The 23,846-nt window shown below is 67.4% G+C and carries 15 protein-coding genes; 9 read left to right on the top strand and 6 right to left on the bottom strand.

Features of this window, described 5'->3' with window-relative positions; translation table 11 throughout:
- Positions 1-74 precede the first annotated feature (74 nt).
- A complete protein-coding gene (locus ACWCPQ_RS12405) occupies positions 75-1,628 on the bottom strand; it encodes a DUF4185 domain-containing protein (protein WP_449897648.1) in 1,554 nt (517 codons plus the stop codon).
- A gap of 232 nt (positions 1,629-1,860) precedes the next feature.
- Between ACWCPQ_RS12405 and ACWCPQ_RS12400 the strand changes: the two genes are divergently transcribed.
- Positions 1,861-2,685: a hypothetical protein gene (locus ACWCPQ_RS12400; RefSeq protein ID WP_449897646.1), complete on the top strand. Its 825-nt coding sequence runs from the start codon at positions 1,861-1,863 to the stop codon at positions 2,683-2,685.
- Between the two features lie 7 nt (positions 2,686-2,692).
- On the opposite strand, the gene ACWCPQ_RS12395 is transcribed toward ACWCPQ_RS12400, so the two are convergent.
- A complete protein-coding gene (locus ACWCPQ_RS12395) occupies positions 2,693-4,153 on the bottom strand; it encodes a CCA tRNA nucleotidyltransferase (RefSeq protein ID WP_449897643.1) in 1,461 nt (486 codons plus the stop codon).
- Between the two features lie 990 nt (positions 4,154-5,143).
- Here ACWCPQ_RS12395 and ACWCPQ_RS12390 point away from each other — a divergent pair.
- From ACWCPQ_RS12390 to ACWCPQ_RS12355, 8 genes are all read left to right on the top strand, one after another.
- Positions 5,144-5,680, top strand: a complete 537-nt coding sequence (locus ACWCPQ_RS12390; protein ID WP_449897640.1) for an NUDIX hydrolase — start codon at positions 5,144-5,146, stop codon at positions 5,678-5,680.
- Positions 5,677-8,286 (top strand): DUF6049 family protein, encoded by a 2,610-nt coding sequence (locus ACWCPQ_RS12385; RefSeq protein ID WP_449897638.1) that lies wholly within the window; start codon positions 5,677-5,679, stop codon positions 8,284-8,286. Before ACWCPQ_RS12390 ends, ACWCPQ_RS12385 begins: the two co-directional genes overlap by 4 nt.
- A 1,326-nt stretch (positions 8,287-9,612) precedes the next feature.
- Positions 9,613-13,449, top strand: coding sequence for a murein biosynthesis integral membrane protein MurJ (locus tag ACWCPQ_RS12380; RefSeq protein WP_449897635.1), 3,837 nt, complete (start codon positions 9,613-9,615; stop codon positions 13,447-13,449).
- Between the two features lie 259 nt (positions 13,450-13,708).
- Entirely contained in the window at positions 13,709-14,287 is a 579-nt protein-coding gene (sigM, locus tag ACWCPQ_RS12375) for an RNA polymerase sigma factor SigM (RefSeq protein WP_449897633.1), read from the top strand.
- 132 nt (positions 14,288-14,419) lie between these two features.
- Positions 14,420-15,265 (top strand): hypothetical protein, encoded by an 846-nt coding sequence (locus ACWCPQ_RS12370; RefSeq protein ID WP_449897631.1) that lies wholly within the window; start codon positions 14,420-14,422, stop codon positions 15,263-15,265.
- Between the two features lie 135 nt (positions 15,266-15,400).
- The gene (trxB, locus tag ACWCPQ_RS12365; RefSeq protein WP_449897629.1) at positions 15,401-16,390 is read left to right on the top strand and encodes a thioredoxin-disulfide reductase; all 990 of its coding nucleotides are present in this window, start codon (positions 15,401-15,403) and stop codon (positions 16,388-16,390) included.
- Positions 16,387-16,764, top strand: a complete 378-nt coding sequence (gene trxA, locus ACWCPQ_RS12360; RefSeq protein WP_449897881.1) for a thioredoxin — start codon at positions 16,387-16,389, stop codon at positions 16,762-16,764. Before trxB ends, trxA begins: the two co-directional genes overlap by 4 nt.
- 176 nt (positions 16,765-16,940) lie before the next feature.
- Positions 16,941-18,134, top strand: coding sequence for an N-acetylmuramoyl-L-alanine amidase (locus ACWCPQ_RS12355; RefSeq protein ID WP_449897627.1), 1,194 nt, complete (start codon positions 16,941-16,943; stop codon positions 18,132-18,134).
- Between the two features lie 22 nt (positions 18,135-18,156).
- Here ACWCPQ_RS12355 and ACWCPQ_RS12350 read toward each other — a convergent pair whose 3' ends face one another.
- The 4 genes from ACWCPQ_RS12350 to ACWCPQ_RS12335 all read right to left on the bottom strand — a co-directional run bounded on the left by ACWCPQ_RS12350 (position 18,157) and on the right by ACWCPQ_RS12335 (position 21,349).
- On the bottom strand, positions 18,157-18,882 hold the full coding sequence (locus tag ACWCPQ_RS12350) for a GNAT family N-acetyltransferase (protein ID WP_449897624.1): 726 nt from the start codon (positions 18,880-18,882) through the stop codon (positions 18,157-18,159).
- 217 nt (positions 18,883-19,099) lie between these two features.
- Positions 19,100-20,116: a ParB/RepB/Spo0J family partition protein gene (locus ACWCPQ_RS12345; RefSeq protein ID WP_449897622.1), complete on the bottom strand. Its 1,017-nt coding sequence runs from the start codon at positions 20,114-20,116 to the stop codon at positions 19,100-19,102.
- 73 nt (positions 20,117-20,189) lie between these two features.
- Complete coding sequence (locus tag ACWCPQ_RS12340) at positions 20,190-21,146, bottom strand: ParA family protein (protein ID WP_449897879.1); 957 nt, start codon at positions 21,144-21,146, stop codon at positions 20,190-20,192.
- 80 nt (positions 21,147-21,226) lie between these two features.
- Complete coding sequence (locus ACWCPQ_RS12335; RefSeq protein WP_449897620.1) at positions 21,227-21,349, bottom strand: hypothetical protein; 123 nt, start codon at positions 21,347-21,349, stop codon at positions 21,227-21,229.
- Between the last annotated feature and the right edge of the window lie 2,497 nt (positions 21,350-23,846).

Here is a 23,846-nt window from a genome sequence, read left to right as displayed (position 1 = left end):
CCGCCCCGTGAGCGGGCACGTCGGTCACCGCCCCGCGAGCGGACGCGTCGGTCACACCGCGGATCGGGATATGCCTAGGCGGGTGGTGCCAGTCGGGCGTGCAGAAGGTACACATTGTAGGAATCCCACGCGGACAGCGTGAAATACAGGTCCCGCGACGTGGACCACGGGTGGAGGAAACCGCCGTAGGCCTTGGGATAGTCGGCCGTCGACACCAGTTGCACCGGTTCGGTCCACGTGCCCTGCGGGTCGGCGGCGGTCCGCAGCACGATCGCCCCGCGCGCCGGGTCCAGATAGCTCATCTGCCACTGTCCGCTGTCCGGGTCGACCCGCACCGACAGCTCGCTGGCGATCCCGGCCACCAACGGTGTCGCCTGATTCTCCGCCGCCGGTGCCCAGGTGCCACCGACCCAGTACTGATACGCCGATTTGTTCAGTACCTCGTCTTTCGGGACCCGGGCCAATCCGATCACACCGATCCGGCCGTTGGGTGTGCCGAACATGTAGACGTAGTCCCCGTGCGGCACCATCGCCGCCACCTGGAACCGCCCGAGCCCGAACAGGTTCTCCCACCGGGCATGCTGGTCCTTCACCCAGGTGCTGCCGTTGTCGTCGGAGTAGGCGATACCGCCGTAGTTGGTCCACCACATACCGGGTACCCGGCTCCACGCGTTCACGGACATGAAGCTCAGATACTGGCGGCCGCCGAGCGCGAACCCGGAGGTCGGGATGGTGGTGGTCTCCCAGTTCTTGATCTTGCGGCTACTCAGCAGTTCGGCGGCGTGGCAGCGGCTGTCCTGGACCATCGTGTCCAACGACAGTCCGTCGGCGAGATCACGGTCGGTGCTGTAACCCATGACATTGCTGCGCCAGTCGTCGTCGGGACCGCCCACACCGCCGGCCGACCAGCCCTTGCCGAACGTGTCCCCGAAGACCACCGCGACCTCGCCCGGCCTCGTCTCCCACATCAACCCCAGATCGGTGCCGTCGACCTGCCAGCGCATATCCGTCCGGTTCGGCGAACCGTGCCCGGTGAGCTGCTCGACCAGCCGCACCGATTCGACCCGTGGCGGTGCGACCGGCGCCGCGACCGGACCGGGTTCGGCCGGATGCACCACCTGCGGCGGCGCCGGTTGCGGCGGCTCACCCGGACCACCGGGCACCGGATAGGGGATGGGTTCGATCTCCGGTTTGATCTGCACCTCGGGCAATCGCCACGGAACTCCGGAACCGGACCCACTACCCGAACCGCTGCCGCTCGCCGACCCGCTGTCCGGGGCCGGAGGTGGTGCCGGTTCGCCGAGATCCGGCTCCGGGCCGGGCTCCGGGGGTTTCGGCGTATCACGGATATCGGGGCACGGATTGTGGCAGGGATCGACAGGTAACGGCTCCGGTGATATCCGCGTGTTGTCCGGCGGCGGATCCGGTACGGGCACCGGCTGCAGCTGCGGCACCGGGACCGGAATATCGATCCGCGGCGGCACCTGCACCGGCGGAGCGGGCGGCGCCGAGGGATCGGGTTCCCGCGCCAGCGGATCGAAACCGGTCTCACCGCAGGCGTTCACCGGTGGCGGAGCCCACGGGAACGGTGCGGCACGAGCGGGGACCGGCACAGTGGCATACCCCACGAGAATCACTCCGAGAAAGGCGAGCCCGAGACGACCCGGCCGAAAACCCGGCACTCCGAAACCAACTTGTCGCACTCTGATGTCGAGTCCCATCGCCGGAATGAACCTACCCGAAACGGGCAACATTCGCGGTCATTGATCGACACGGGTCGGCGACCACACCGGGACAGCGGTGACCTGCGCGACTCCACATGGTCGCGAACCCATCGGCCCAGTAGGCTCACAGGTGATCATGGCCGCCTACTCCGATCCGCGATCGGCCTCCCCGTTCTCCGCGCTGCGGGCCGTCGACCTCGGCAGACGACTGTTCGAGCAGACCCGGCTGGAACAGTGGATCAGCTATACCACCGCCTGGGTCGAACCCGTGGCCGACCTCGGGGCCGGGACCGTGACCGCCCTGCTCCCGGACAGCCTGCTCACCGTGCTGAGCGAAGGAATCCTGAGCCGGTTCGGCGGCCAGGAGATCAGCGCGACGCTGCTCGGTCATCGGCTCACCGGCACCCTGGACGTGCTGAAGGTGCGCCGGCGGGGCGCGCATTTCCAGACCAAGACCGTACTGCGAGAGTTGCGCTGGGACGAACGGCCCATCGACGAAGTGACCGTCATCGCGCACGAGGTCCGGCTGGTACCCGGCGTACCGACCCGGGTGCGAACCAATCAGGTCGACATCGAGGGCACAGTCGGCCTGGAAACCCTGGTGGACTGGCTCGCGAGCCGGCAGCGGGAATGGGAACTGACGGTCACCGGATCGGGACTGATCCGCGCAGTGCACCGCCGCAAACGCATCACCGCCGAACTGGACAGCTCGGTCACCGACGATGTACTGCACCTGGCCGTGCGCCGCGCCACCTGGGCCGGGCTGCCGGTACCGCGGCGATGGCGCACGATCAACCCCATCCCGATGGCGGAACTGCCCCGGGGTGCGCGGGTGCGCTGGGCCGTTCGCGACGGCGCGCTGGTCCGGTTCCGGATCGAACTCGCACCGATCAGCGGGTCGTTCGACCTGGCGCAGATCCGTTCCGCGATCGTGGCCGGAACCACACTCATCGTCTTCTGACCAGCGGCTATTTCTGGGTCTGCCACCACTGCTCGAGTGCCTGTTCGGCCTCCTGCCGAGTGAGCGGGCCACGATCGAGACGCAACTCCTTGAGATACCGCCAAGCCCGGCCGACCTCCGGTCCCGGCGGCAGGCCCAGCAGTTCCATGATCGCGTTTCCGTCCAGATCGGGCCGCACCCGCGCCAGATCCTCCTGCTCCCGCAACCGCGCGATCCGGGCTTCGAGATCGTCGTAGGTGGATCGCAGCGCCGCCGCCCGGCGTTTGTTCCGGGTGGTGCAGTCCGCCCGCACCAGCTTGTGCAGGCGAGGCAGGAGATCCTCGGCATCGGTGACATAGCGGCGGACCGCCGAATCGGTCCACTGCCCCTTGCCGTAACCGTGGAACCGCAGATGCAGGAACACCAGCCGGGCGACATCCTCGGTGAACTGCTTGGGGTACTTCAGCGCGCGCATCCGCTTGCGCACCATCTTCGCGCCCACCACCTCGTGATGGTGGAAACTCACCCCGCCACCGGGCTCGTTGCGTTTGGTGTCCGGTTTCCCGATGTCGTGCAACAGCGCGGCCCAGCGCAACACCAGATCCGGATCGCCCTCTTCCTGGTCGATGGCCTGGTCCAGCACTGTCAGCGAATGCCAGTACACGTCTTTGTGCTGATGGTGCTCGTCGATCTCCAATTTCATGGCCGGTACCTCCGGCAGCACCCGCTGCGCCAGGCCCGTTTCGCACATCATGTTGATACCGTCGATCGGATGGGCGCCGCCGATCAGCTTGTCCAGCTCGGTCCGCACCCGCTCCGCGGTGATCCGATCGATCTCCGGCGCCATCTCGGCGATCGCCTTCCGCACCCGCGGATGCGCGTCGAAACCGAGCTGAGCGACGAAACGCGCCGCCCGCAACATCCGCAGCGGATCGTCGTCGAACGAGTCCTCCGGAGCGGCAGGCGTATCCAGGACCCCGGCGAGTAGCGCCGACATCCCGTCCAATGGATCCACGAACTCCAGCGACCCGTCCGCCGCGATCCGGACCGCCATCGCGTTCACCGTGAAATCGCGGCGGACCAGGTCGCCTTCCAAAGTGTCACCGAAGCTGACCTGCGGGTTCCGCGAAACCCGATCGTAGGTATCACTGCGGAAGGTAGTGATCTCCAACTGCTGGCCGTTCTTGGCCGCACTCACCGTCCCGAATGCCAGCCCCCCGGTATCCCACAACTGATCGGCCCAGCCGCGCACGATCTCCAGCACCTGCTCGGGCCGCGCGTCGGTGGTGAAATCCAGATCGGTGCCGAGCCGCCCCAGCACCGCGTCCCGCACGCTGCCGCCGACCAGGAACAACTGGAACCCGCGCGCGGCGAACATTTCCCCGAGCGGGGTCAGTACATCGGAGAGCCGGCCCAGCGTAACAGCGGCCGCCGCGAGCAAACGGGTACGGCGATCCTGCACAGCGTCGTCGGAGTCGGTCGAAACCACAGCAGAACCTTACCGAGTAAGGGCAAATGCGATTCCGCGGCCGACGGTATGGTCCGGCGCGCATGGATCCGGACCGGAAGCGAGGGCACGGGCAATCGTCACCCGTCGTCCGAGTGTGGAGGACGGGGCTGCTCACGCGGGGCATCACGCACCTTCGCGGTGTATCGCTCGACGTCGGTACCGGACTGCGTCTCCGACATGTCCCGACGGGTGGGCCGCCTCGTGGGGGCGATATCGGTTCCGTCTGTTCGGGGCGAGCGAGTGCCCGTGGATGTGCGGGTCGGGTTGTTCGGAACGCGAGGACGGGCCGGACTGCTCGTGAAGGGAGCGGGCTCGCTGGTCGAGGTGAGGACGCGAAACCAGGCGCCAAGGTCAGGACGCGAAACCAGGCGCCAAGGTGCTGTGTTTTTGGCGCGCTGGCGCGCGCGGGGTCGAGGCCCCCGAAGTCTCGCCGTTCAGGCCTCGAGACTCGAGCCTTCGGCTCATGCGACGTGCAGTCGGCCATCCGGGGTATGCAGCCGTTGCGCACCTTCGGCCAAGGGCGAGACGGGCCTCAACCCTTTGAGGTGTCTCGTAAAACTCGACGCATGCGGGTTGCGGCGGCATCGACGGCCTGGTCGGCATGCGGACGTGCTCGTCTCGGGGCACGGTGAGCTCCGTAATTCGGTCGCTTTGTTCTGGGTGGCGACGAATGCGGTCGGCGGCACGCGCCACATTCCGACCGACGGGAGATCGTTCGGCTGTCGAGCGGGAAACGACCGTGCGCAAACACTCACCGCGCAGTCGATATCCCGGTCTACGGAATGCGCGGCATTCCTTTTCCTCGCTTTCCGAACGGCCGGCATCCATGGTCGGGGCCCGCCCCGGTTCTGGACTGACGGAGCGGGGGAGCGAAGCGGAGGAGCGGAGGAGGGAAGAACCGGGGTCACGAGGGCCCCGACCCCGCGGCGCCGGAGGCGCCGCAAATAAACACTGCTCTAGTATTGCGTAGTGTCTCCGGCCGATCGTGCGAACAGTAGACGCCGCCAGCCGCGGCGTCGTGGTTCGGCCGGTGGTGCGGCGAAACCTCGTATGCGTACCGTGCGGGAGACCTCGGCCGGGGGATTGGTCGTCGATGGGCTCGACGGTCCGCCCGAAGCGCGTTGTGCCGCGCTGATCGGCCGTACCGACCGCCGGGGGCGGCTGCTATGGTCGCTGCCCAAAGGACATATCGAAGAGGGTGAATCCTCGGAGCAGACGGCGATCCGTGAGGTTGCCGAGGAAACCGGTATCCGGGGCGTGGTGGTCGCCGAATTAGGCAGTATCGATTACTGGTTCGTCACCGAGGGCCGGCGGGTACACAAAACAGTGCATCATTTTCTGCTGCGTTCGGTCGGTGGCGAATTATCCGACGCGGATGTGGAGGTAACCCAGGTCGACTGGGTACCGCTGAGCGAATTGAACTCTAGGCTGGCCTACGCCGACGAGCGCAGGCTGGCCGAGGTGGCGAACCGCCTGATCGACCGGATGGAGACCGGCAAGCGATGACGCGTGGACTGAGTCGGATCATGCTCGTGGTCCTGACCATCCTCGGCTCGGCGGCGCTGCCCGCGCTGCTCGGATCCTCGGCGTACGCCCAGCCGACGGGGTCGGCCGAGGACACCTCGGCGCCGCAGTTCCTGAAATTGTCCCTCGATTCGGTGAGCCCCGGCACCGTCACCACGCAGAGCGAACCGATGCTCACGGTAGCGGGCACGGTCACCAATATCGGTGATCGCGGGGTGGACGAGGTGGCCGTGCGGGTACAGCGGGCGCGGCCGGTTGCCGACCCCAGCGAGCTGCGCACGAGTCTGAAGCTCGATCAGGTGAACTACGAGTTCCCGACACCGTTCCAGGATGTGGCGGTGCGGCTGGAACCGGGCCAGCGTCAGCAGTTCACCATGACCGTCCCGTTGCGGGACGCGTCGGGGACATCGCTGAACATCACCGAAGCCGGTGTGTATCCGCTGCTGCTGAACGTGAACGGGACCCCGGACTACGGCGGTCAGGCCAGATTGGACGATGCCCGGTTCCTGCTGCCGGTCTTGGGTCTGCCGGCGGCGGCGGACGGCAGTGCGCCGCCGCCGCCCGCGCCTGCCGCGCCGCCGGTGCAGACCACTCTGTTGTGGCCGCTGGCCGATCGTCCGCGCATGGTGGCCGGGCAAACCGGCGATCTGGACCGCGAGGTCGAGCTGACCGACGACGAACTCGCCGCGTCGATGAGCCGGGGCGGCCGGTTGGACGAACTGGTGGGGGCGTTGGAATCGGTGTTCGGGGACGACCGGGCCGCCGACGGTCCGTCGTCGGCGGTCTGTCTGGCGATCGACCCCGATCTCTTGCTCACTGTGCAGGCGATGACCAGCGACTATCGAGTTCTGGCCAGTCCGTCCGATCCGGACGGTGCGACCCGGCCCGGATCGGGCACCGAATCGGCGAAGGCCTGGCTGGACCGGCTGCGGAATCTGGCTTCGTCGATGTGCACGGTGGCGCTGCCGTTCGCGCAGGTCGATATCTCGGCGCTGGCGGCGGCCGCCGATCCGGCGCTGACCGCGCGGGCACTGGATTCGCCGGCGTCGATCATCGATTCGATTCTGAACACCCGGTCGGTGCGCGGGGTGAGTCTGCCCGATGCCAGCAGCCTGGATCAGAACGCGGCGCAGTTCCTGAAAGCACAGGGGTTCGGGACGGCGGTGCTCGCGGGCAGCGCGGTGGCCCCCGAAGGCGGTGTCGGCGACCCGTACGCGACCGTGCCGGATATGGTGCGGCTGCCCGGGGTGCCCGGTGCGATCCCCCCGCCCACCCCGGCACCGGAATCCGGTGACACTCCGGAGGCGGTACCCGCCGGTGAACAGACCGAGACCGGAACACCCGCCCCCGCACAGACCCCGGCGGGCGCCACGCAGGCGGGTAGCGGCGGCGCTTCGACGGCCGATCCGGCATTGCGGGTGGCGACCTTCGACATCTGGCCCGCCGCCGCCCTGGCCGGCGTCGGGTCGAATCCGCCCACCCCGGCCTATGTTCCGGAGTCGGCACGGTACGCCGTGACCAATGATTCCCGGACGGCGCGGCTACAGGACGCGCTGGGCGCGGTGTCGTGGCGGGCACTGCACACCGATCCGGCCCGGCCGCGTTCGCAGCTGATCATGCCGCCGCAGCAGTGGGGCGCGAACCGCGATGAGGCCGCCGCCCTGTTGCGGCAGTTGAACCTGCTGGTCGAGAACAAGCTGGTCGATCCCCGGCCGTTCGACGACCTCGTCGGCCAGGCCCCCGATCCCGCCCCGTATCAGCTGGCTCCGCTGCCCGAGGCCGCCGTGGAAGCGGTGCCCGGATACTTCGCGGCTCCCGCGCGTGAACAGTCCCATCGGATCTCTCAGTTGCTGCAGGCGATGGTCGAGGTTCCCGAGACGGCACCGACGCCACGCGCCTACCTGGACCCGTTGCGTGACGATCTGGTGCGCGCACTGTCGCTGTCGGACCGCCGGGGCGGGCCCACCGCGCAGGCCGAGGTCTTCGCGCAGCGCCGGATCGAGAAGGCCACATCCACCGTGGACGAGATCTTCCGTTCGGTATCGGTGCTGCCGCCCGGCGGTGTGTACACGCTGGCCTCCGAGTCGAGTCCGTTGTTGCTGGTGGCTCGCAACGATCTGCCCGTCTCGGTGCGGATCCGGTTCCGGATCGACGCCCCGCCGGAAACCAAGATCACCGATATCGGCGAGCAGTTGCTGCCCCCACGGGGCACCCGGTCTTTCCAGATCCCGACCGAGGTCAGCGACAGCCGCAAACTCGTGGTGCCGATCTCGCTCAGCACCCCCGAAGGAGTTCCGCTCGGCCACGCCACCTCGATCTCGGTACGTTCCAACGCCTACGGTCAGATCCTCGCGATCATCACCGCATGCGCGGCGGCCCTGCTGTTCCTGCTGGCCGGACGCCGGTTGTGGCGGCGTTTCCACGGCAAACGCGATCCGGCCGACAAGGGTATCGATCCCGGGCTCCGGCAGCGCGTCGTCCGGCTGGGCCGCGCTCGCCGCCGTGGACGAGGCCGTGCCGGTTCCGAGTCGAGCGTGGCGGCCCGGCAGGCGGCCGACCAGAAGGTGCGGGGCCGGGAACACGTCTAGCCGCCGACGGTGGAGCCGGGCGGCGGCGGACCTCGTACTCAGGCCGGGGAGGATGACCCGGACCCACGTCCCATGGAAGATGGAGAGTGCGCACCGGCCGTCCGGAGATCCGTCCGGGTGCCGGTGCGCAGCCGGACGCGTTACCGCCGATGGACCGTGCAATTCGTCGCGCGGTGACCTCGGGACAATGTGTTCGACGCGACACAGGGGACAACCGCCACGCGGGGTCCGGGCGATACAGGAGGCATGATGAGCGACGATGAATCCTCCGCTCATCGGCAGCAGCCCGGTCGACAGTCCGACGGTCCACGAGACCGCCGGCCCCCCAGCGCACCGTGGGAGCGAGTGCATCGAGCTCCCGGCCCGGAGACGGATATGACCGGTCACCCGGGCGATCCGGAACTGGACCGTGAACGCCCCGGCGCGTTCCGGGAGCCGCCTCCGCAGATGCGTCGGCCCGAACGTCCCGGCGCCGCGCCGGATCGGGCTGCCCCGCCCGGTCCGCGGCCGGCCCCGCGCCCCGGACCGCATCCGGGGGAGGACCGCTACACACCCACCCGGCAACCGAACCCGGATCCGCGCCTGCCCCGGAATCCCGCGCCGGGCCGGCCGCCGATCCCGCCGCCCGGCCCCCGGCCCGCCGTACCACCGGACCAGCGGTCCGCACCGCCGTCCGGCGCGCGCCCGGCCGTCCCGCCCGACCAGCGTCCCGCGACGCAGTCGCCCGCCCGCCCGGCGCCCGACCAGCGATCCGCACCGCCCTCGGGCGGGCGCCCGGCCGTCCCGCCGGAGCAGCGATCCGCGCCGCCGTCGGGCGCACTGGGCGCCGTACCGCCGATGCCCGGGGGCCGGCCGCAACCGGCGCCCGGCCGACCGCCGATGCCCCCCGGCCGACCGCCGGCGTCCGGTGTCCGGCCGCCCGCCCAGGGCCGCCCCGAAGACGGCCGGCCCCCACAACGCCCCCGCCCCGACGGGGGCGTCCCCCCTGCGGGGCCGTCCTCGGAGCCGTTCCCCGCGCAGCGGATGAGACCGATGCAGCCGCCTCCCCCCGGCGGACCACCGCCGGTGCGCTCGGGTCCGCAGGACCGGCCGCTCCCGCCCGGCCGGGGCCGCCCGCCGCAGCCGGATTCGCAACCGCGGGTCCGGCCGGGGCCCGGCGCACCGGTCCGGCCCCCGCATCAACAGGCACCACATCAACAGGCACCGCAGCGACAGGCACCGCCTTCCCAGCCGTTCCGGCAGGTACCCCCGGGCCGCGAACCCGCGCGCCCCGCTGCAGCCGCCGCGGCGGCTCCCGCGCGCGGCGGCGGAACAGGTACCGGCGCCATGGCCGCGGTGGCGGTCGCGGAGAAACCGCCGTCCGGCGCGGCGCCGGAGAAACCGGACCAGGGTCAGGCCAAGCTGCTCAAGGATTCGGGATCCATCGCGATCGCGACCTTGATCAGCCGCATCACCGGTTTCGGTAAACAACTGCTCCTGCTGGCCGTGCTGGGTCCGGCGATCGCCAGTTCGTTCACCTCCGCCAGCCTGATCCCGAACATGATCGCCGAACTGGTACTCGGCGCTGTGCTGACAGCGATCGTCGTACCGACGCTGGTCCGGGCCGAGCAGGAGGATCCGGACGGCGGCGCCGCCTTCATCCGGCGCCTGGTCACGGCCGCTTCGGTGATCCTGGGAACCGCGGCGCTGCTCGCCACTGCGTCCGCGCCGATCCTGGCCACCCATGTCTTCGTCTCGTCGAACGGCAAGGTCAACACCGCGCTCACCACGGCACTGACCTTCCTGCTGGTGCCGGCCGTGCTCTTCTACGGCTTGTCCGCGTTGTTCACTGCCGTCCTCAACACCCGGGGCGCGTTCAAACCGGGTGCCTGGGCCCCGGTCCTCAACAACGTGGTCGTTCTGGTGGTACTGGGTCTGTACGCGCTCACACCCGGCGAGATAACCCTGGACCCGGTTCGTATGAGCGATCCGAAACTGCTCGTCCTGGGATGCGGGGTGACCCTCGGCGTCATCGTGCAGGCGGCCAGTCTGCTGCCGGCGATCCGGCGCCAGGGCATCGATCTGCGCCCGTTGTGGGGGATGGACGCCCGGCTCAAACAGTTCGGCACGATGGCGGGCGCCATCATCCTGTACGTGCTGATCAGCCAGATCGGCGGCATCTTCGCGAACAATATCTCCTCGCAGGCCGACGAAGCGGGCCCGGCGATCTATCAGAACGCCTGGTTGCTGCTCCAGCTGCCCTACGGCGTCATCGGTGTCACCCTGCTCACCGCGATCATGCCCAGGCTCAGCCGTAACGCGGCCAACGACGACACCCCGGCGGTGGTGGACGACCTCTCCGCCGCCACTCGGTTGACGATGATCGCGTTGATTCCGATCGTCACCTTCCTGACCGTTGCCGGTCCACAGGTCGGCGATGCGCTCTTCGGCTACGCCAAATTCGCCGAGGACGCCTCCCGGCTGGGCACCGCGGTCAGCTTCTCGGCGTTCACGCTGATCCCTTATTCGCTGGTGCTGATCCATCTGCGCGTGTTCTATGCCCGCGAGCAGGCATGGACACCCACCTGGATCATCCTGGGTATCACCACGATCAAGATCCTGTTCTCCGCGCTGGCCCCCCTGATCGCCGACACCAGTCAGCAGGTCGTGATCGTCCTCGGGGTGGCGACCGGTCTCGGATTCACCACCGGCGCGGTGATCGGCGGTTATCTGCTGCACCGCAGCCTCGGCGATCTGCGGATGGCCAATGTCGGGCGGACGGTCAGCCGGGTGTTGCTGGCTTCGCTGGCCGGCGGCGCGGTCATGCTGATCGCGGACCGGGTCATGGGTTTGGACCGGCTGACCGAATCGCTCGGCGGTCCCGGTTCCTTCATCCGGGTCGCCATCACCGGGATCGTCATGTTCGCGGTGGCGTTCGGGCTGATGCGGCTGGCGGGTATCCCCGAGGTGGTCGCCATCACCGTCGCCGTCTCGCGGCGTCTCGGCATCACCCCGCCGGCCCCGGAGATCGATCTCGGTCCCGCCGAGGACGAGTACGCCACTCGCATCCTGCAGCGCCGCGATCCGTATCTGGCGTACTCCGGCTTCGACTCGGCCATGGACGCGCAGAGCACCATGGTGCTGCCCATTATCCGGCCGGACTCGGTTGAGCGCACCGGCTCGGGCCAGTTCCCGTACCCTGTTCGGCAGACGAGCACAAGAGGCAGGACCGCTGAAGTTGCGGCATACCAGGGCGAAGGAGGTCCGAGGGTGAGCGACGACGCGGTGGGCGAGCGCCCAGCCGCCGATTCTTCCTCGAATCCGGCGAGCGGTCGCCTGTCCACCGATGTTCCCCCGGAGCAGACGGAACCGGGCGACCCGCACACCCAGCGCGTGGGCGGAGGACCGTCCACGCACGATTCCGCGAACCCGGAGGAGCACTGGGCGGAGTCGGGGGCATACCCCGGCGACGACGAAGCCGACGGTTTCGCGGACGGATCGGACGAGGGATACGAACCGGAGGATCCCGGCGAGAACTTCGCGGAAGAACAGCTGCACCAGGCCGGTTCGACGGTGTCGGCCACCGATCCGGTATACGACACCGGCATGATCCCGGTGCCGCCGATAACCCAGTCCAGCCGGGTCCAGCGCGGTCCCAAACTGATCCCCGGCGCCTCGGTGGCCGGTGGTCGCTACCGGCTGCTGGCCGGCCACGGCGGCGCGCGCGGGCTGCGGTTCTGGCAGGCACTCGATATCAAACTCGACCGTGAGGTCGCGCTGACCTTCGTCGATGCCGATCAGAAGGCCTCCGGTAATTCCGGCCAGGACGGCCCGCAGGCGATCCTGTCCCGGACCCTGCGGCTGGGCCGGATCAATTCGCCGGGTCTGGCCCGGGTACTGGATGTGGTGCGCGGTAGTTCCGGCGGCATCGTGGTCGCCGAATGGACGCCCGGCCGGTCACTGCGCGAGATGGCCGAAACCGTTCCGTCACCGATCGGTGCGGCCCGGGCCATCCGCGTCCTCGCCTCGGCCACCGAGATGGCCCACCGCAGCGGCGGAGCCCTGTCCATCGACCATCCGGACCGGATCCGGATCAGCGCGTCCGGTGACGCGGTACTCGCCTTCCCGGGCACTCTCGGAGATGCCGACCCGCAGAGCGACGTGCGCGGTCTGGGCGCCATGCTGTACGCCCTCATGACCGCCCGCTGGCCGCTGCGCCAGGGTGGGATGAGCGGGAACGCCGCCACGGTCGGCGGGCTGCACCTGGCCGATTTCGGTCCGGACGGAACTCCGGTGGAGCCACGTCAGATCCGTCCGGAGGTCCCGTTCGAGATCTCCGCGGTCGCCGTGCGCTCGCTGGAACCGAACAAGGGCGTTCGGACCGCGGCCACCATCCAGCACGTGCTGGAACAGGCCTCGGTGGTGGATCAGAAGACCGATTTCATCCCGGTGCTGCGCCTCGGCCAGCGCGCCCCGGCACCGGCCGACGAATCACTGGCAGATCCGGAGCTGCTCGCCGCCGAGCGCGAGAAATCACAGCGGATGATGTGGATCATGGTGGCCTTGGGCATCCTCACCGCGCTGGTCGTCGGCATCGTGATCTGGTGGCTGGTCAGTGTTTTCGCCCCGGGTGATTCCAGTGAGCCGCTGAACGAGCAGAAGGTCATCGGCCTCACCACGAGCCGGGCGCCGGACGCTTCGGAAACACCGGCGGGGGCCGCACCGACTCCCGCGGCGGCCGACGGCGTACCGGTACCGGCCAGCGGAGTGGTCGTCTTCTCTCCGGAGGGCACCCCCGACGATCCTTCCGGCGCCGCCACCACGACCGACGGCGACCCGGCGACCGCCTGGCACACCGATCAGTATTTCCAGCAGTTCCCGGCGCTCAAGAAGGGAGTCGGCCTGCTGGCGACACTGCCCAGCCCCGCGACCCTGACCAAGGTCTCGATCACCTCCTCCACCCCCGGAACCAGTGTCGAGATCCGCACCTCGCCCACCGAGACCGCCACGCTGGACCAGACCCAGCTCGTCGGCACGGCGGTCCTCGGCGACGGGGTGACCGAGGTTCCGATCCAGACCGACCAGGCGGCCCGTTACGTCCTGATCTGGGTCACCGGATTGGGCAATTCGGGGGCGCAGTTCCAGAGCTCCATCGCCGAGCTGGGGTTCGAAGCCAAGCCCTGATCACCGCGTCCCGGACCGCTCACGTCCGCCGCTCGCGGACGCCGAATCGGTTGCCGCAGAATCGGTTGCCGCGTTATGATCTCGATCCGCGCTCTCAGCAGGGAGCCCGGCGGGATCAGGGGTACGATTCCGCACGCTGCCCACTCGCAGTGGCTGTCGGTGCCGGATCGCCGACCGTCGTTGCTGTCGTGAGCGCTGTCCAAGGGGTTGGCTATTGTCGTCCGAACTGAACGTGGGGGGTCGTGCAGGGACCGGTGCGGTGGGAACAGGGGAATCCCGGCTGGATACGACAACCGATATAGATCTGCTGCGGGCGCACGCGAACGGCGCTCCGCATGCTTTCGCCGAACTGATCCGCAGGCACAACGAACATCTGTGGCAGACCGCCGCGCGGGTCTGCTACACCCCGGAGGATGCGGCCGACGCCCTGCAGGAGGCGCTGCTGTCCGCGCACCGCAACGCCGGTTCCTTCCGTGCGGAGTCCGGGGTCCGCACCTGGCTGCACCGGATCGTGGTCAATGCCTGCCTGGACCGGATACGCCGCAACCGTGCGCGGCCGGCGACGTATCTGCCGCCGGAGGTATGGCCCGAAATATCGGACGACTCGGATGATTTCAGCCGGGTCGATATCTCGCTCGTGCTCGAACGCGCACTTTTTCGGCTTCCCCCGGACCAGCGTGCGGCGGTCGTCGCGGTGGACGTGGAAGGATACAGCGTCGCGGATGCCGCGGAACTGCTCGGCGTCCCGGTGGGCACGGTGAAGAGCAGATGTGCCCGGGCCCGGCAGCGCCTGAAGATCGAACTGGATTCTCTGCACGTCGAGAGGAACCAGATGTAGCCCCGCCGCGTCAGTATCAGTGACACATTTTTCCTCCCGAACGGTATCTACCCGAGGGAGTACACGATCACCGGCCGCAGGAAATCGGTACCCGAGTCAGATGGACGCAGCAGCATTGGAGGTGTGCAGGTCATGAGCCCTATTCCGCAACCTCCTTTCACCCCGGAGTTGCTGGCCGATCTACACGCCGGAAATATCGATCCGGAGCTCGGCGCCCAGCTGTGGCCCGTGGTGGAGCGCGACCCGGAGGCCAAGCGCTATCTGGATTCGCTCGACGAGATCCGCGGGTCTCTGGCCGCCCTGGGTGGTTCGGAACGGATCACCCGCCCCATCCCGGTCGATATCGCCGCTCGCTTGAACGCACTGGCCGAATCGCTGGGCGACCCGGCGAACGATTCGGGAGGGGATACGGCGCGCATCGAGTTCACCGAGCCTCCGGTTGTCCCGCCGGCGAGCCGCCCACCGTTCCCACCGCCGGTCCCCGATCTCGAGAGTTCAGGTCCGGCAACGCCTTCCGGGTATTCCGATGCCGTCGCGGCCCCGATTTCGCTGGACGCGCACCGCCGGAGGAGCCGGACAGCGGCGGCACTGGCTGCCGCGGCCGTCGTCGTGGTCGCCGCCGGCGCCGCCTTCTTCGCGGTGGGTGACACCGATCGCGAAACCACACCCGAAGCCGCTCCACCGCCCTCCGTCGGCCTCGAGCCCGACCCCGCGCTCGACAGCGCGGTCGCGCTGCGCGCACTCGGTCGCAACGATGTGCGCGGCCGCCTCGCCGACCCTGCCGCTCTCACGGCGTGCGTACAGGCCGCGGGGATAGATCGCCCGGTGCTGGGGTCCGCGGATATGGACTTCCGCGGCCGCGAGGCGGTGCTGATCCTGGTCGGAGGGCGCAACGGAGCCCAGGTCACCGCGCTGGTGGTCGGCTCCGGATGCGGACCCGGCAATCCCGAGGTCCTCGCCACCACCGATATCGGCTAGCTGTGCCCGCGCTCCGCCCCGTATACGAGCCCTGGACGCGCTTCGCCCACCCGCCGGGGCCGGGGGAGTGGGAACAAAGCGCGTCTACGCTGTTGTTGACCGAATCGTCCCCGCTAGCCTTTCTGGAAGGGTCTCATGAGCACGCCAGTTCGCGACCTGATCATCGTCGGCTCCGGACCGGCCGGCTACACCGCCGCTGTGTACGCCGCCCGCGCCGAGCTCCAGCCGCTGGTGTTCGAGGGCACCCAGTTCGGTGGCGCGTTGATGACCACCACCGAGGTGGAGAACTACCCCGGTTTCCGCGACGGCATCATGGGCCCCGACCTCATGGAACAGATGCGTGAGCAGGCAAAACGCTTCGGGGCCGATATCCGTACCGAAGATGTCGACGCCATCGATCTGAGTGGTCCGGTGAAGAAGATCACCGTGGGCGACGATACCTACGAAGCCCACGCGGTGATCCTGGCCATGGGTTCGGCCGCACGCTACCTCGACGTTCCCGGCGAGCAGGATCTGCTCGGCCGCGGCGTGAGCGCGTGCGCCACCTGCGACGGCTTCTTCTTCAAGGGCCAGGACATCGTGGTCGTGGGCGGCGGCGATTCGGCGATGGAAGAAGCGATCTTCCTCACCAAATTCGCCGCCAGCGTCACCATCGTGCACCGGCGCGAGGAATTCCGCGCCTCGCGGATCATGCTCGAACGCGCCAAATCCAACGAGAAGATCCGTTTCCACCTCAACGCCGAAGTCGTTCGGGTGCACGGCGAGACCAGCGTCACTTCGCTGACACTGCGTGATACTCGGACCGGCGAGGCCTCCGAGCTCGCAGCCACCGGCCTTTTCGTCGCCATCGGCCACGATCCGCGCAGCGAACTCGTCCGTGGCCAGATCGATCTGGATGCCGAAGGCTACGTGCAGGTCCGCGATCCGGGTACCCAGACCACCGTCGAGGGTGTTTTCGCCGCCGGTGACCTGGTGGACCACACCTACATGCAGGCGATCACCGCCGCCGGTACGGGCTGTCGCGCCGCCATCGACGCCGAACGCTGGCTCGCCGAGAAGGGCGATATCACCAGCAATACGCTGCCGCACGCCGACCAGCCGATCGATGTCGCCGTAGCGAACTGACCCCGCGGGCGAGTCACGCCCGGAGATCAAGGAGAACACCCATGTCCGAGAGCACCAATACGGTTACCGTCACCGACAAGTCGTTCGCCGACGACGTGTTGCTGAGCGAGAAGCCGGTGCTGGTCGATTTCTGGGCCACCTGGTGCGGACCGTGCAAGATGGTCGCCCCGGTGTTGGAGGAGATCGCGGGTTCGCACGGCGAGAAGCTCACGGTGGCGAAGCTGGATATCGATGCCAACCCCGAAACTGCCCGCGATTATCAGGTGATGAGCATCCCGACTATGATCCTGTTTGCCGGTGGCAAGCCGGTGAAACAGATCGTCGGAGCCAAGGGCAAGGCCGCTCTCCTGCGGGAACTCGAAGACGTTATCTAGGCGTCTCGAATACGCCAACAGGCAGCCGTGACGCGGCGACGCGCCGTAGTATGCCCTGACCAAGATTGTCGAATTCCGGTCCGGGTCTGACAGAATCGACCACGCTCCGTCGTGCGAGGGTGTACGCCGTCGCATGAGTGGGTACCCGGGATTGACGGAAGGAAGGGCCCTCACGCATGCACCGACTTCGTCACGGCGACACCGGTCCAGCCGTAGCAGAGGTTCGGAGCACCCTGGCAAGTCTGGGGTTCCTGCACGCGCACAACGGCGTGGACACCGATGGCGCGGGCGAATATTGGAAAGACACCGAAGCCACCTTCGATTACCAGCTCGACTCCGCGGTGCGTGCGTTCCAGCAGCACCGCGGGTTGCTGGTCGACGGTGTTGTCGGTCCGGCTACCTACCGGGCTCTGAAAGAGGCGTCATATCGACTGGGCGCCCGGACCCTCATCTATCAACTCTCCGCACCGCTCTACGGCGACGATGTCGCGACACTGCAACGCCGGCTCCAGGACCTGGGTTTCTACGTGCACCGGGTGGACGGTTTCTTCGGGCCCCACACCCACGAAGGTCTCACCTCCTTCCAGCGCGAGATCGGCCTGTCGGCCGACGGCATCTGTGGTCCGGATACCCTGCGCTCGCTGGAGCTGCTCGGTGCCAGGGTCACCGGCGGTAATCCGCACCGGATCGCCGAAGAGGAAGTCGTGCACCGGGCGGGTCCGCAGCTCACCGGTAAGCGCATCGTCATCGACCCGGGTCTGGGTGGCGACGATAGAGGCCGCGCCGTACCCACCGAGTTCGGCGAGGTGTACGAATCGGAAGTTCTGTGGGATCTGGCCAGCCGGCTGGAAGGCCGGATGGCCGCTACCGGGATGGAGACGTTCCTGTCGCGGCCGTGGGGCAGCAATCCGACCGATGTGGAACGCGCGGAAACCTCCAACGCTTTCGACGCCGATCTGATGATCTCGCTGCGCTGCGCCTCGAACTCCAGCCCGATGGCCAACGGTGTCGCGGGGTTCTATTTCGGTAATTCGCACGGTTCGGTCTCCATGATCGGACAGGTACTGGCGGGATTCATTCAGCGGGAGGTGGTGGCCCGGACCTCGCTGCAGGACTGCCGCACCCATCCACGCACCTGGGACCTGCTCCGGCTCACCAAGATGCCGACAGTTCAGGTCGATCTCGGCTACGTGACGAACCAGTACGACGCGACGGTGCTGGCCAGTGCGCGGATGCGCGATGTCATCGCGGAAGCCATCCTGATCTCGGTGAAACGCCTCTACCTGCTCGGACAGGACGATCAGCCCACCGGCACATACACTTTCGCCGAGCTACTGGCCGAGGAACTCGCCGCCGCCGACAGCGGATAACGGTTCCCCGGCCGCGCGGCCGCTACAGGGTGAGCACCCGGGTCGGCACCGTCATGGATGCGGCGGCGAGCAACTGGTCGAGGGCGTGCTCGACATCTTCCTTCCAGCCGTGGTCGGAATCGAGTTCCAGCCGCAGCCGCGGGAAGCGATGGTGTTGTGCCACCACTTCGAATCCGACCTCCTCCAAGAAGTCGGATTCGATCATGCAATTCTCCGGGTAGCACTCCAGGCTCGATCGCCGCGCACCACGGTCGGGCGCTCCGATCCGTTCCATGAGGCGCATGGTCCCGGTGGGCCGATCGGAGAGGGCTGTGCTCGGCGGAGTACCCCGGATACCGAATGCCTCCAGCGCGCGGACACCGCGCCGAACCAGATCTGTGACCACGCCCTGCACCAGTCGGTAAGCGATATCGCCGTCGAGATCCGGATACTCTGTGCCCAGCGTGGTGAGCAATACCGCGTCGGGGCTCACCGGGGAGGTGGGGAAGAGCCCGGCGCGGGGCACGACACGCGGCGGGGCGTACAGAGCGCATCCGACGGTTTTGTCGTCGACCGTCGCGAGTTGGCCGCACGAACCCCATTCGAGCATGACCGTCGAGATCCAGGCTTCCTTCTCGAACACCGGATCGCTGAATCCACAGGAGTCCGCGGCCACCGCCGGGTCCATTTCCCAGAACACGCAGCGGCGAGCATGTGCCGGCAACCGGCTGATGCTCTCCAGGGTTAGTCCTGTGACGCTGGTCGACACCGCTCTGCTCAGCCTCCAGCTATCCGATTCTTCTACGCTCACGCCGCATCATAGTTTTCTCGACAGCCAGAATATGCGATCAAGCGAACCCGCCTCATTTCGCGTCACCGTGATCTTCGATTTCTGCCGCCATCGCGTTCGTTGCCTCGATCCCGATCGTTGTCACAGTGACGTTTCATCTCCGAGGGAGAGTGAGCGCGATCGACGCGGCAAATTGTCAATTCTCGAGTGCGGATTGCATCATCAACTCGACGATCCGTTCCAGATCGTCCACCGATCCGAACTCGACCACAATCTTGCCCTTCCGTTTGCCGAGACTCACCGAAACTCGAGTATCGAAAGAGGTGGACAAACGATCGGCGACATCCTGTAGACCAGGGGAGTGGATGGGCGGCCGCTTCGGTGCGGGAGGTTTGGGTGGTTCGGTTTCCCGGTTCGCCAGCTTCACGGCTTCTTCGGTTGAGCGCACCGATAGCCCTTCGGCGACGATCCGCGCCGCCAGCACTTCCTGTGCGTCCGCGCCGCCTTCCAAACCGAGCAGTGCGCGCGCGTGCCCGGCCGACAGCACCCCGGCCGCGACCCGGCGCTGCACCGGAATCGGCAGCTTCAGCAGCCGGATCATATTGGTCACGACCGGCCGGGATCGACCGAGTCGAGTCGCGAGCTCCTCCTGGGTGACCCCGAACTCCTCCAGCAGCTGCTGATAAGCCGCCGCTTCTTCGAGGGGGTTCAGCTGAACGCGATGAATATTCTCCAGCAGGGCATCCCGGAGCATGGCATCGTCGCCTGTTTCGCGGACGATGGCCGGGATCGTTTCCAGTCCGGCCTTCTGACAGGCCCGCCACCGGCGCTCACCCATGATCAGCTGATAGCGGCCGCCACCGGACTCCAGCTCGCGGACCACAATCGGTTGCATCAGCCCGAACTCACGAACCGAATGGATGAGCTCGGCCAGCGCCTCGTCATCGAAGTACTGGCGTGGCTGCTTCGGATTCGGCTCGATCTTGTCGGGAGCGATCTCTCGATAGACAGCGTCACCCGCCGGTGCCAGATCCGGCATCTCCACCGGTGCCGGCACATGGTGCAGGTAGGCGGATGCGGGTCGGGGCCCGGGATCCAGACCTATCACTGCATCGGCCGCCTCGGCGCCGAGCCCCGCCGCGACCGGAGCCGGTCCCGTCGGGATCAGCGCCGCAAGCCCGCGTCCCAGTCCACCCTTTTTCGACTGACTCACCGGCCTATCCTTTCCCTTGCCCGCGTCCACAACCACGACCGATCACACACCCGATCCATACACTCCGCGTCATTCACTCCGCGCCGTCTGTCACCGCGGCGACTTTCACCGCACCGCGCGCGGCGAGCTCCCGGCCGGCGTCCAGATAGCTCAAGGCGCCGCGGGAACCCGGATCGTAATCGAGAACCGTCATCCCGTACCCGGGTGCCTCGGAGACCTTGACGCTGCGCGGGATCACCGAACGCAGTACGACATCGCCGAAGTGACTACGGACCTCTTCGGCAACCTGATCCGCCAGCTTGGTGCGACCGTCGTACATGGTGAGCACCACAGTCGACACATGAAGTTCCGGGTTGAGGTGGGATTGCACCAGGCCGATATTCCGGATCAGCTGTCCCACACCTTCGAGCGCGTAGTACTCGCACTGGATCGGGATCAGCACTTCCCGCGCGGCGACCATCGCATTGATGGTGAGCAGTCCGAGCGAGGGCGGGCAGTCGATCATGACGTAGTCGATGTCGTAGCCGGCGATATTGGCCTCTTGGATAGCCCCCTTGAGCCGGGCCTCGCGGGCCACCATGGACACCAGTTCGATCTCCGCGCCGGCCAGATCGATCGTCGCCGGAATGCAGAGCAGGTTATCGCTGTGCGGACTCTGCTGGATCGCGTCCTGAACCTTGATCTCACCGATCAACAATTCGTAGGTGGACGGCACTCCGGAATGATGTTCGACCCCGAGGGCGGTACTCGCATTGCCCTGTGGATCCAAATCGATCACGAGGACCTTCATCCCTTGATGCGCCAGCGCCGCGGCCAGGTTCACCGTCGTCGTGGTCTTACCCACCCCGCCCTTCTGATTGGCCACGGTGATGATGCGTTGCTCATGCGGTTTCGGCACTGTCACCTTTCCTGGGTGCATTAGCTGGCTCGCGCGGTGCGCCTCGGCAGCGATCGGCGTCTCGGTAGGGGAGATATGCCCGTATGGGGTACTCCCGAAGGCTTCCGGGCCGATATTGCTGCCGTCCAGCATTCCCGGTACGCGTGATGTTTCCCGTGAAACATTCGCTGAACCGCTCGACATAGACCGCTCCTAACGCGAGAACTGCAAAATCACGTGGCCTGACGGATGCCGGCGCCGTGTCGTCGAAACAAGCCGTACTGGATCGAATCACGCTCCACGGCGACCTCGGCATCTGCATACGGACCGGACGGCTTCGCATAGTGCGTGGTCACGCGAAGCTACCTCCTCCGACGCTGACGCTCAGCCGCCAGTCGACCGAGCGGAGCCCTGCCGCCGCAACACCAAGATTCCTTACGTGGCACCGACGCTCACGCCCGACGCTCAATAGCTTGCCAGCCACAGGCGCGATTAGAAAGCTGAATCGCGGCGACGCGCCCATGACACACACAAGTTTTCTGCATCCCGCCCGATATCGACGTGTCCGGCCGGTCCGGACGACGATGTTTCCCGTGAAACATCGCGGCGCCGCTCCGGAAACAACAACAGGTAGCCGCGTCGATCGCCCAACGCGGAGACCGTCTCCGGCATCGGTCCGCCCTGGTTCGGCGACGCACGACCGAGTCGCGACGACCGCCACGAATCCTTCGAACGTCTCCGCTTCCGGAGCAGCGATCCCAGGCGGTCCCCGCGCATGCACTGCTCTGCCTCATGCGCACAGACACCGGCGAACAACCACTCCCGACGGTCAGTGCGTCGATCGCCGCACCACCAACGCACATCGGGCCGCAACCCTGTTGTCACAGTGACGTTCTACGAGGTGGGTAGACCCCACCGGCGAACACGGCCTCAGAAGCGCAGGACCGACGAGCAACAGGTCGACGAGCCCGCGGAAATGAGTACCGAGTCGCCTCGCCCGAGATTCCGGCTACAGCGGCGGGTGCTCCGCATACCACCGCAGCCGGTGCTCGATGCTGTAAGCGCTCACTGCCCTCGCCCCCGACAGGGGAAGCTCACCACTGAGGTCAGCCGGCCGGGGTCTCTTCCATACCGATGAGCCCGAAGCCCGCTGGACAAGTGCGCGCAGGGCGGCATTACTTCCGGCTCGCTCCGCACCGGAATGCCTGTCGATTGTCGACACGACCCCACCACACCGACGCGGCATCGTTTCCGGCGACCGGGCCGAGCCCCGAACGCAGAACTCTGGTGGTTGGTACCCGCAGTCGTTCCGCTCGACGAATTTCGTCATGCCACCTGAGGGGCCGCCGGAAATGCGCCGATGTCCATCAGCCGAATCGCACAACGTGCGCCGCCCAGGACCGGACTCGCATGCCGACACAAACCGCGCCCACCAACCCACCAACCCACCAACCCACCAACCCACCAACCCACCAACCCACCAACCCACCAACCCACCAACCCACCAACCCACCAACCCGGAGGAGGGTGCCACGTCGACCGGTTCCCATGGAACGACTCGGATAGGAGAGACAACTCCGAGTAGGGGTCGTCCCGACGAGACCTGAGACCGGCAACGCACGGCGATACCCACCCTTCCGGGAGTCCGCCTCGGGCCGACTCGGACCGAACATGCACAGCCTTCCGAAGTATCTGCCGACTACTGATCGAGTAGCGCCGGCCACTGATCACGCCGACCCGCTCGTGCCTCGCCTCTGCTCATGAACTGCCACACTCCGCATCCGGCGGGCCGATCCGCCCGGCTGCCGTTCAGCCTGTCGTTCCCCTTGTGGCTCACGCCGCCGCCGGCAGTCACAGTCCAGCGGCGGCCGCGTTGGCCAGGGGCTCGTACAAGCCCACCGGCGCCTGGATGCTGGTCGACGATCGCATCGGCGAACCGGAAGCCCATGAGCTCGCCCCTCCGCCCCCTTTGCTCGGCTACCCGACGACCCAAGGTCCTGGGTGAGGTTTCGGCAACGCATCCGGGAACCGCTGGGCAGGCACCCAGGGGATCGCCGAGTAGGCATCCGAGAGCCACTTCGGAAGCAGGGACCACCGATCGGCGAAGCCCCGGACTGCCCGCTGGACCGCGGCACAGACTCGGTTTCACGTGAAACGATCCACGTGTCGATCTCGGCAACTTTCGACCCATCTACCGTTGTGCCCGGAATTGGTTACCACTTCATTTCGGCCGAGTCGGCGCAGCGACCAGTTCTACGCCTCGCGGGAACCGTCCCTCGGATCGCAGCCACGGGCGATGTCTGTGGCTCGCCCGCGTCGACAAATCCGGTATAGATGCAGACGCCCAACTTTCGGCGATCATGCCCGGCCGTACCGGGACGCCTCCGGACTGAGCGACACATTCCTTCCGGTGATCCGCTCGCGACTGTAGGAGCGGCCGGCCGTCATGGACAATGACGGCCGGAGCGGATTCTCGCGTGTCGGTAGTCATCGCACCTCGGGGGATCATGCGCCTGCGTGCGCTGATCGAACACGTCGTCACCGGCGCCGACGAGCGCCCGACCGCACAGCGCATTCTGGACCGGTCCGGCTATTCGGTGACCGGACAGCGCACCCGGCCCTGGACAAGAAGCTCCAGCAGCTCCCGCGTAGGCATGAGGCACCGGGCAGATGAGCGGGCGGAATCGCCGACAGCCGACCGGTCGCGATAGACAGAGGCACACCATTCCGGTCCAGGATCGGTTGTCCGGGCATCGATCACCGACTGCCGGTTCCACCGACTCGAGCGACGAGAACGCGACGCCATCGCACCGTTGAGATCGCCGACGATATACGCCCACCGGTCGATTCACT

It is taken from the genome of Nocardia sp. NPDC001965, assembly GCF_053594175.1.
This window is presented reverse-complemented; position numbering and strand designations above follow the sequence as displayed.

Excerpts from the sequence above, each read along its gene's own strand:
- ACWCPQ_RS12370 (WP_449897631.1), top strand. The coding sequence starts at position 14,420 with ATGAGCCCTATTCCGCAACCTCCTTTCACCCCGGAGTTGCTGGCCGAT.
- ACWCPQ_RS12400 (WP_449897646.1), top strand. The coding sequence starts at position 1,861 with ATGGCCGCCTACTCCGATCCGCGATCGGCCTCCCCGTTCTCCGCGCTG.
- trxB (WP_449897629.1), top strand. The coding sequence starts at position 15,401 with ATGAGCACGCCAGTTCGCGACCTGATCATCGTCGGCTCCGGACCGGCC.
- ACWCPQ_RS12355 (WP_449897627.1), top strand. The coding sequence starts at position 16,941 with ATGCACCGACTTCGTCACGGCGACACCGGTCCAGCCGTAGCAGAGGTT.
- ACWCPQ_RS12340 (WP_449897879.1), bottom strand. The coding sequence starts at position 21,146 with ATGCTGGACGGCAGCAATATCGGCCCGGAAGCCTTCGGGAGTACCCCA.
- ACWCPQ_RS12380 (WP_449897635.1), top strand. The coding sequence starts at position 9,613 with ATGGCCGCGGTGGCGGTCGCGGAGAAACCGCCGTCCGGCGCGGCGCCG.
- ACWCPQ_RS12385 (WP_449897638.1), top strand. The coding sequence starts at position 5,677 with ATGACGCGTGGACTGAGTCGGATCATGCTCGTGGTCCTGACCATCCTC.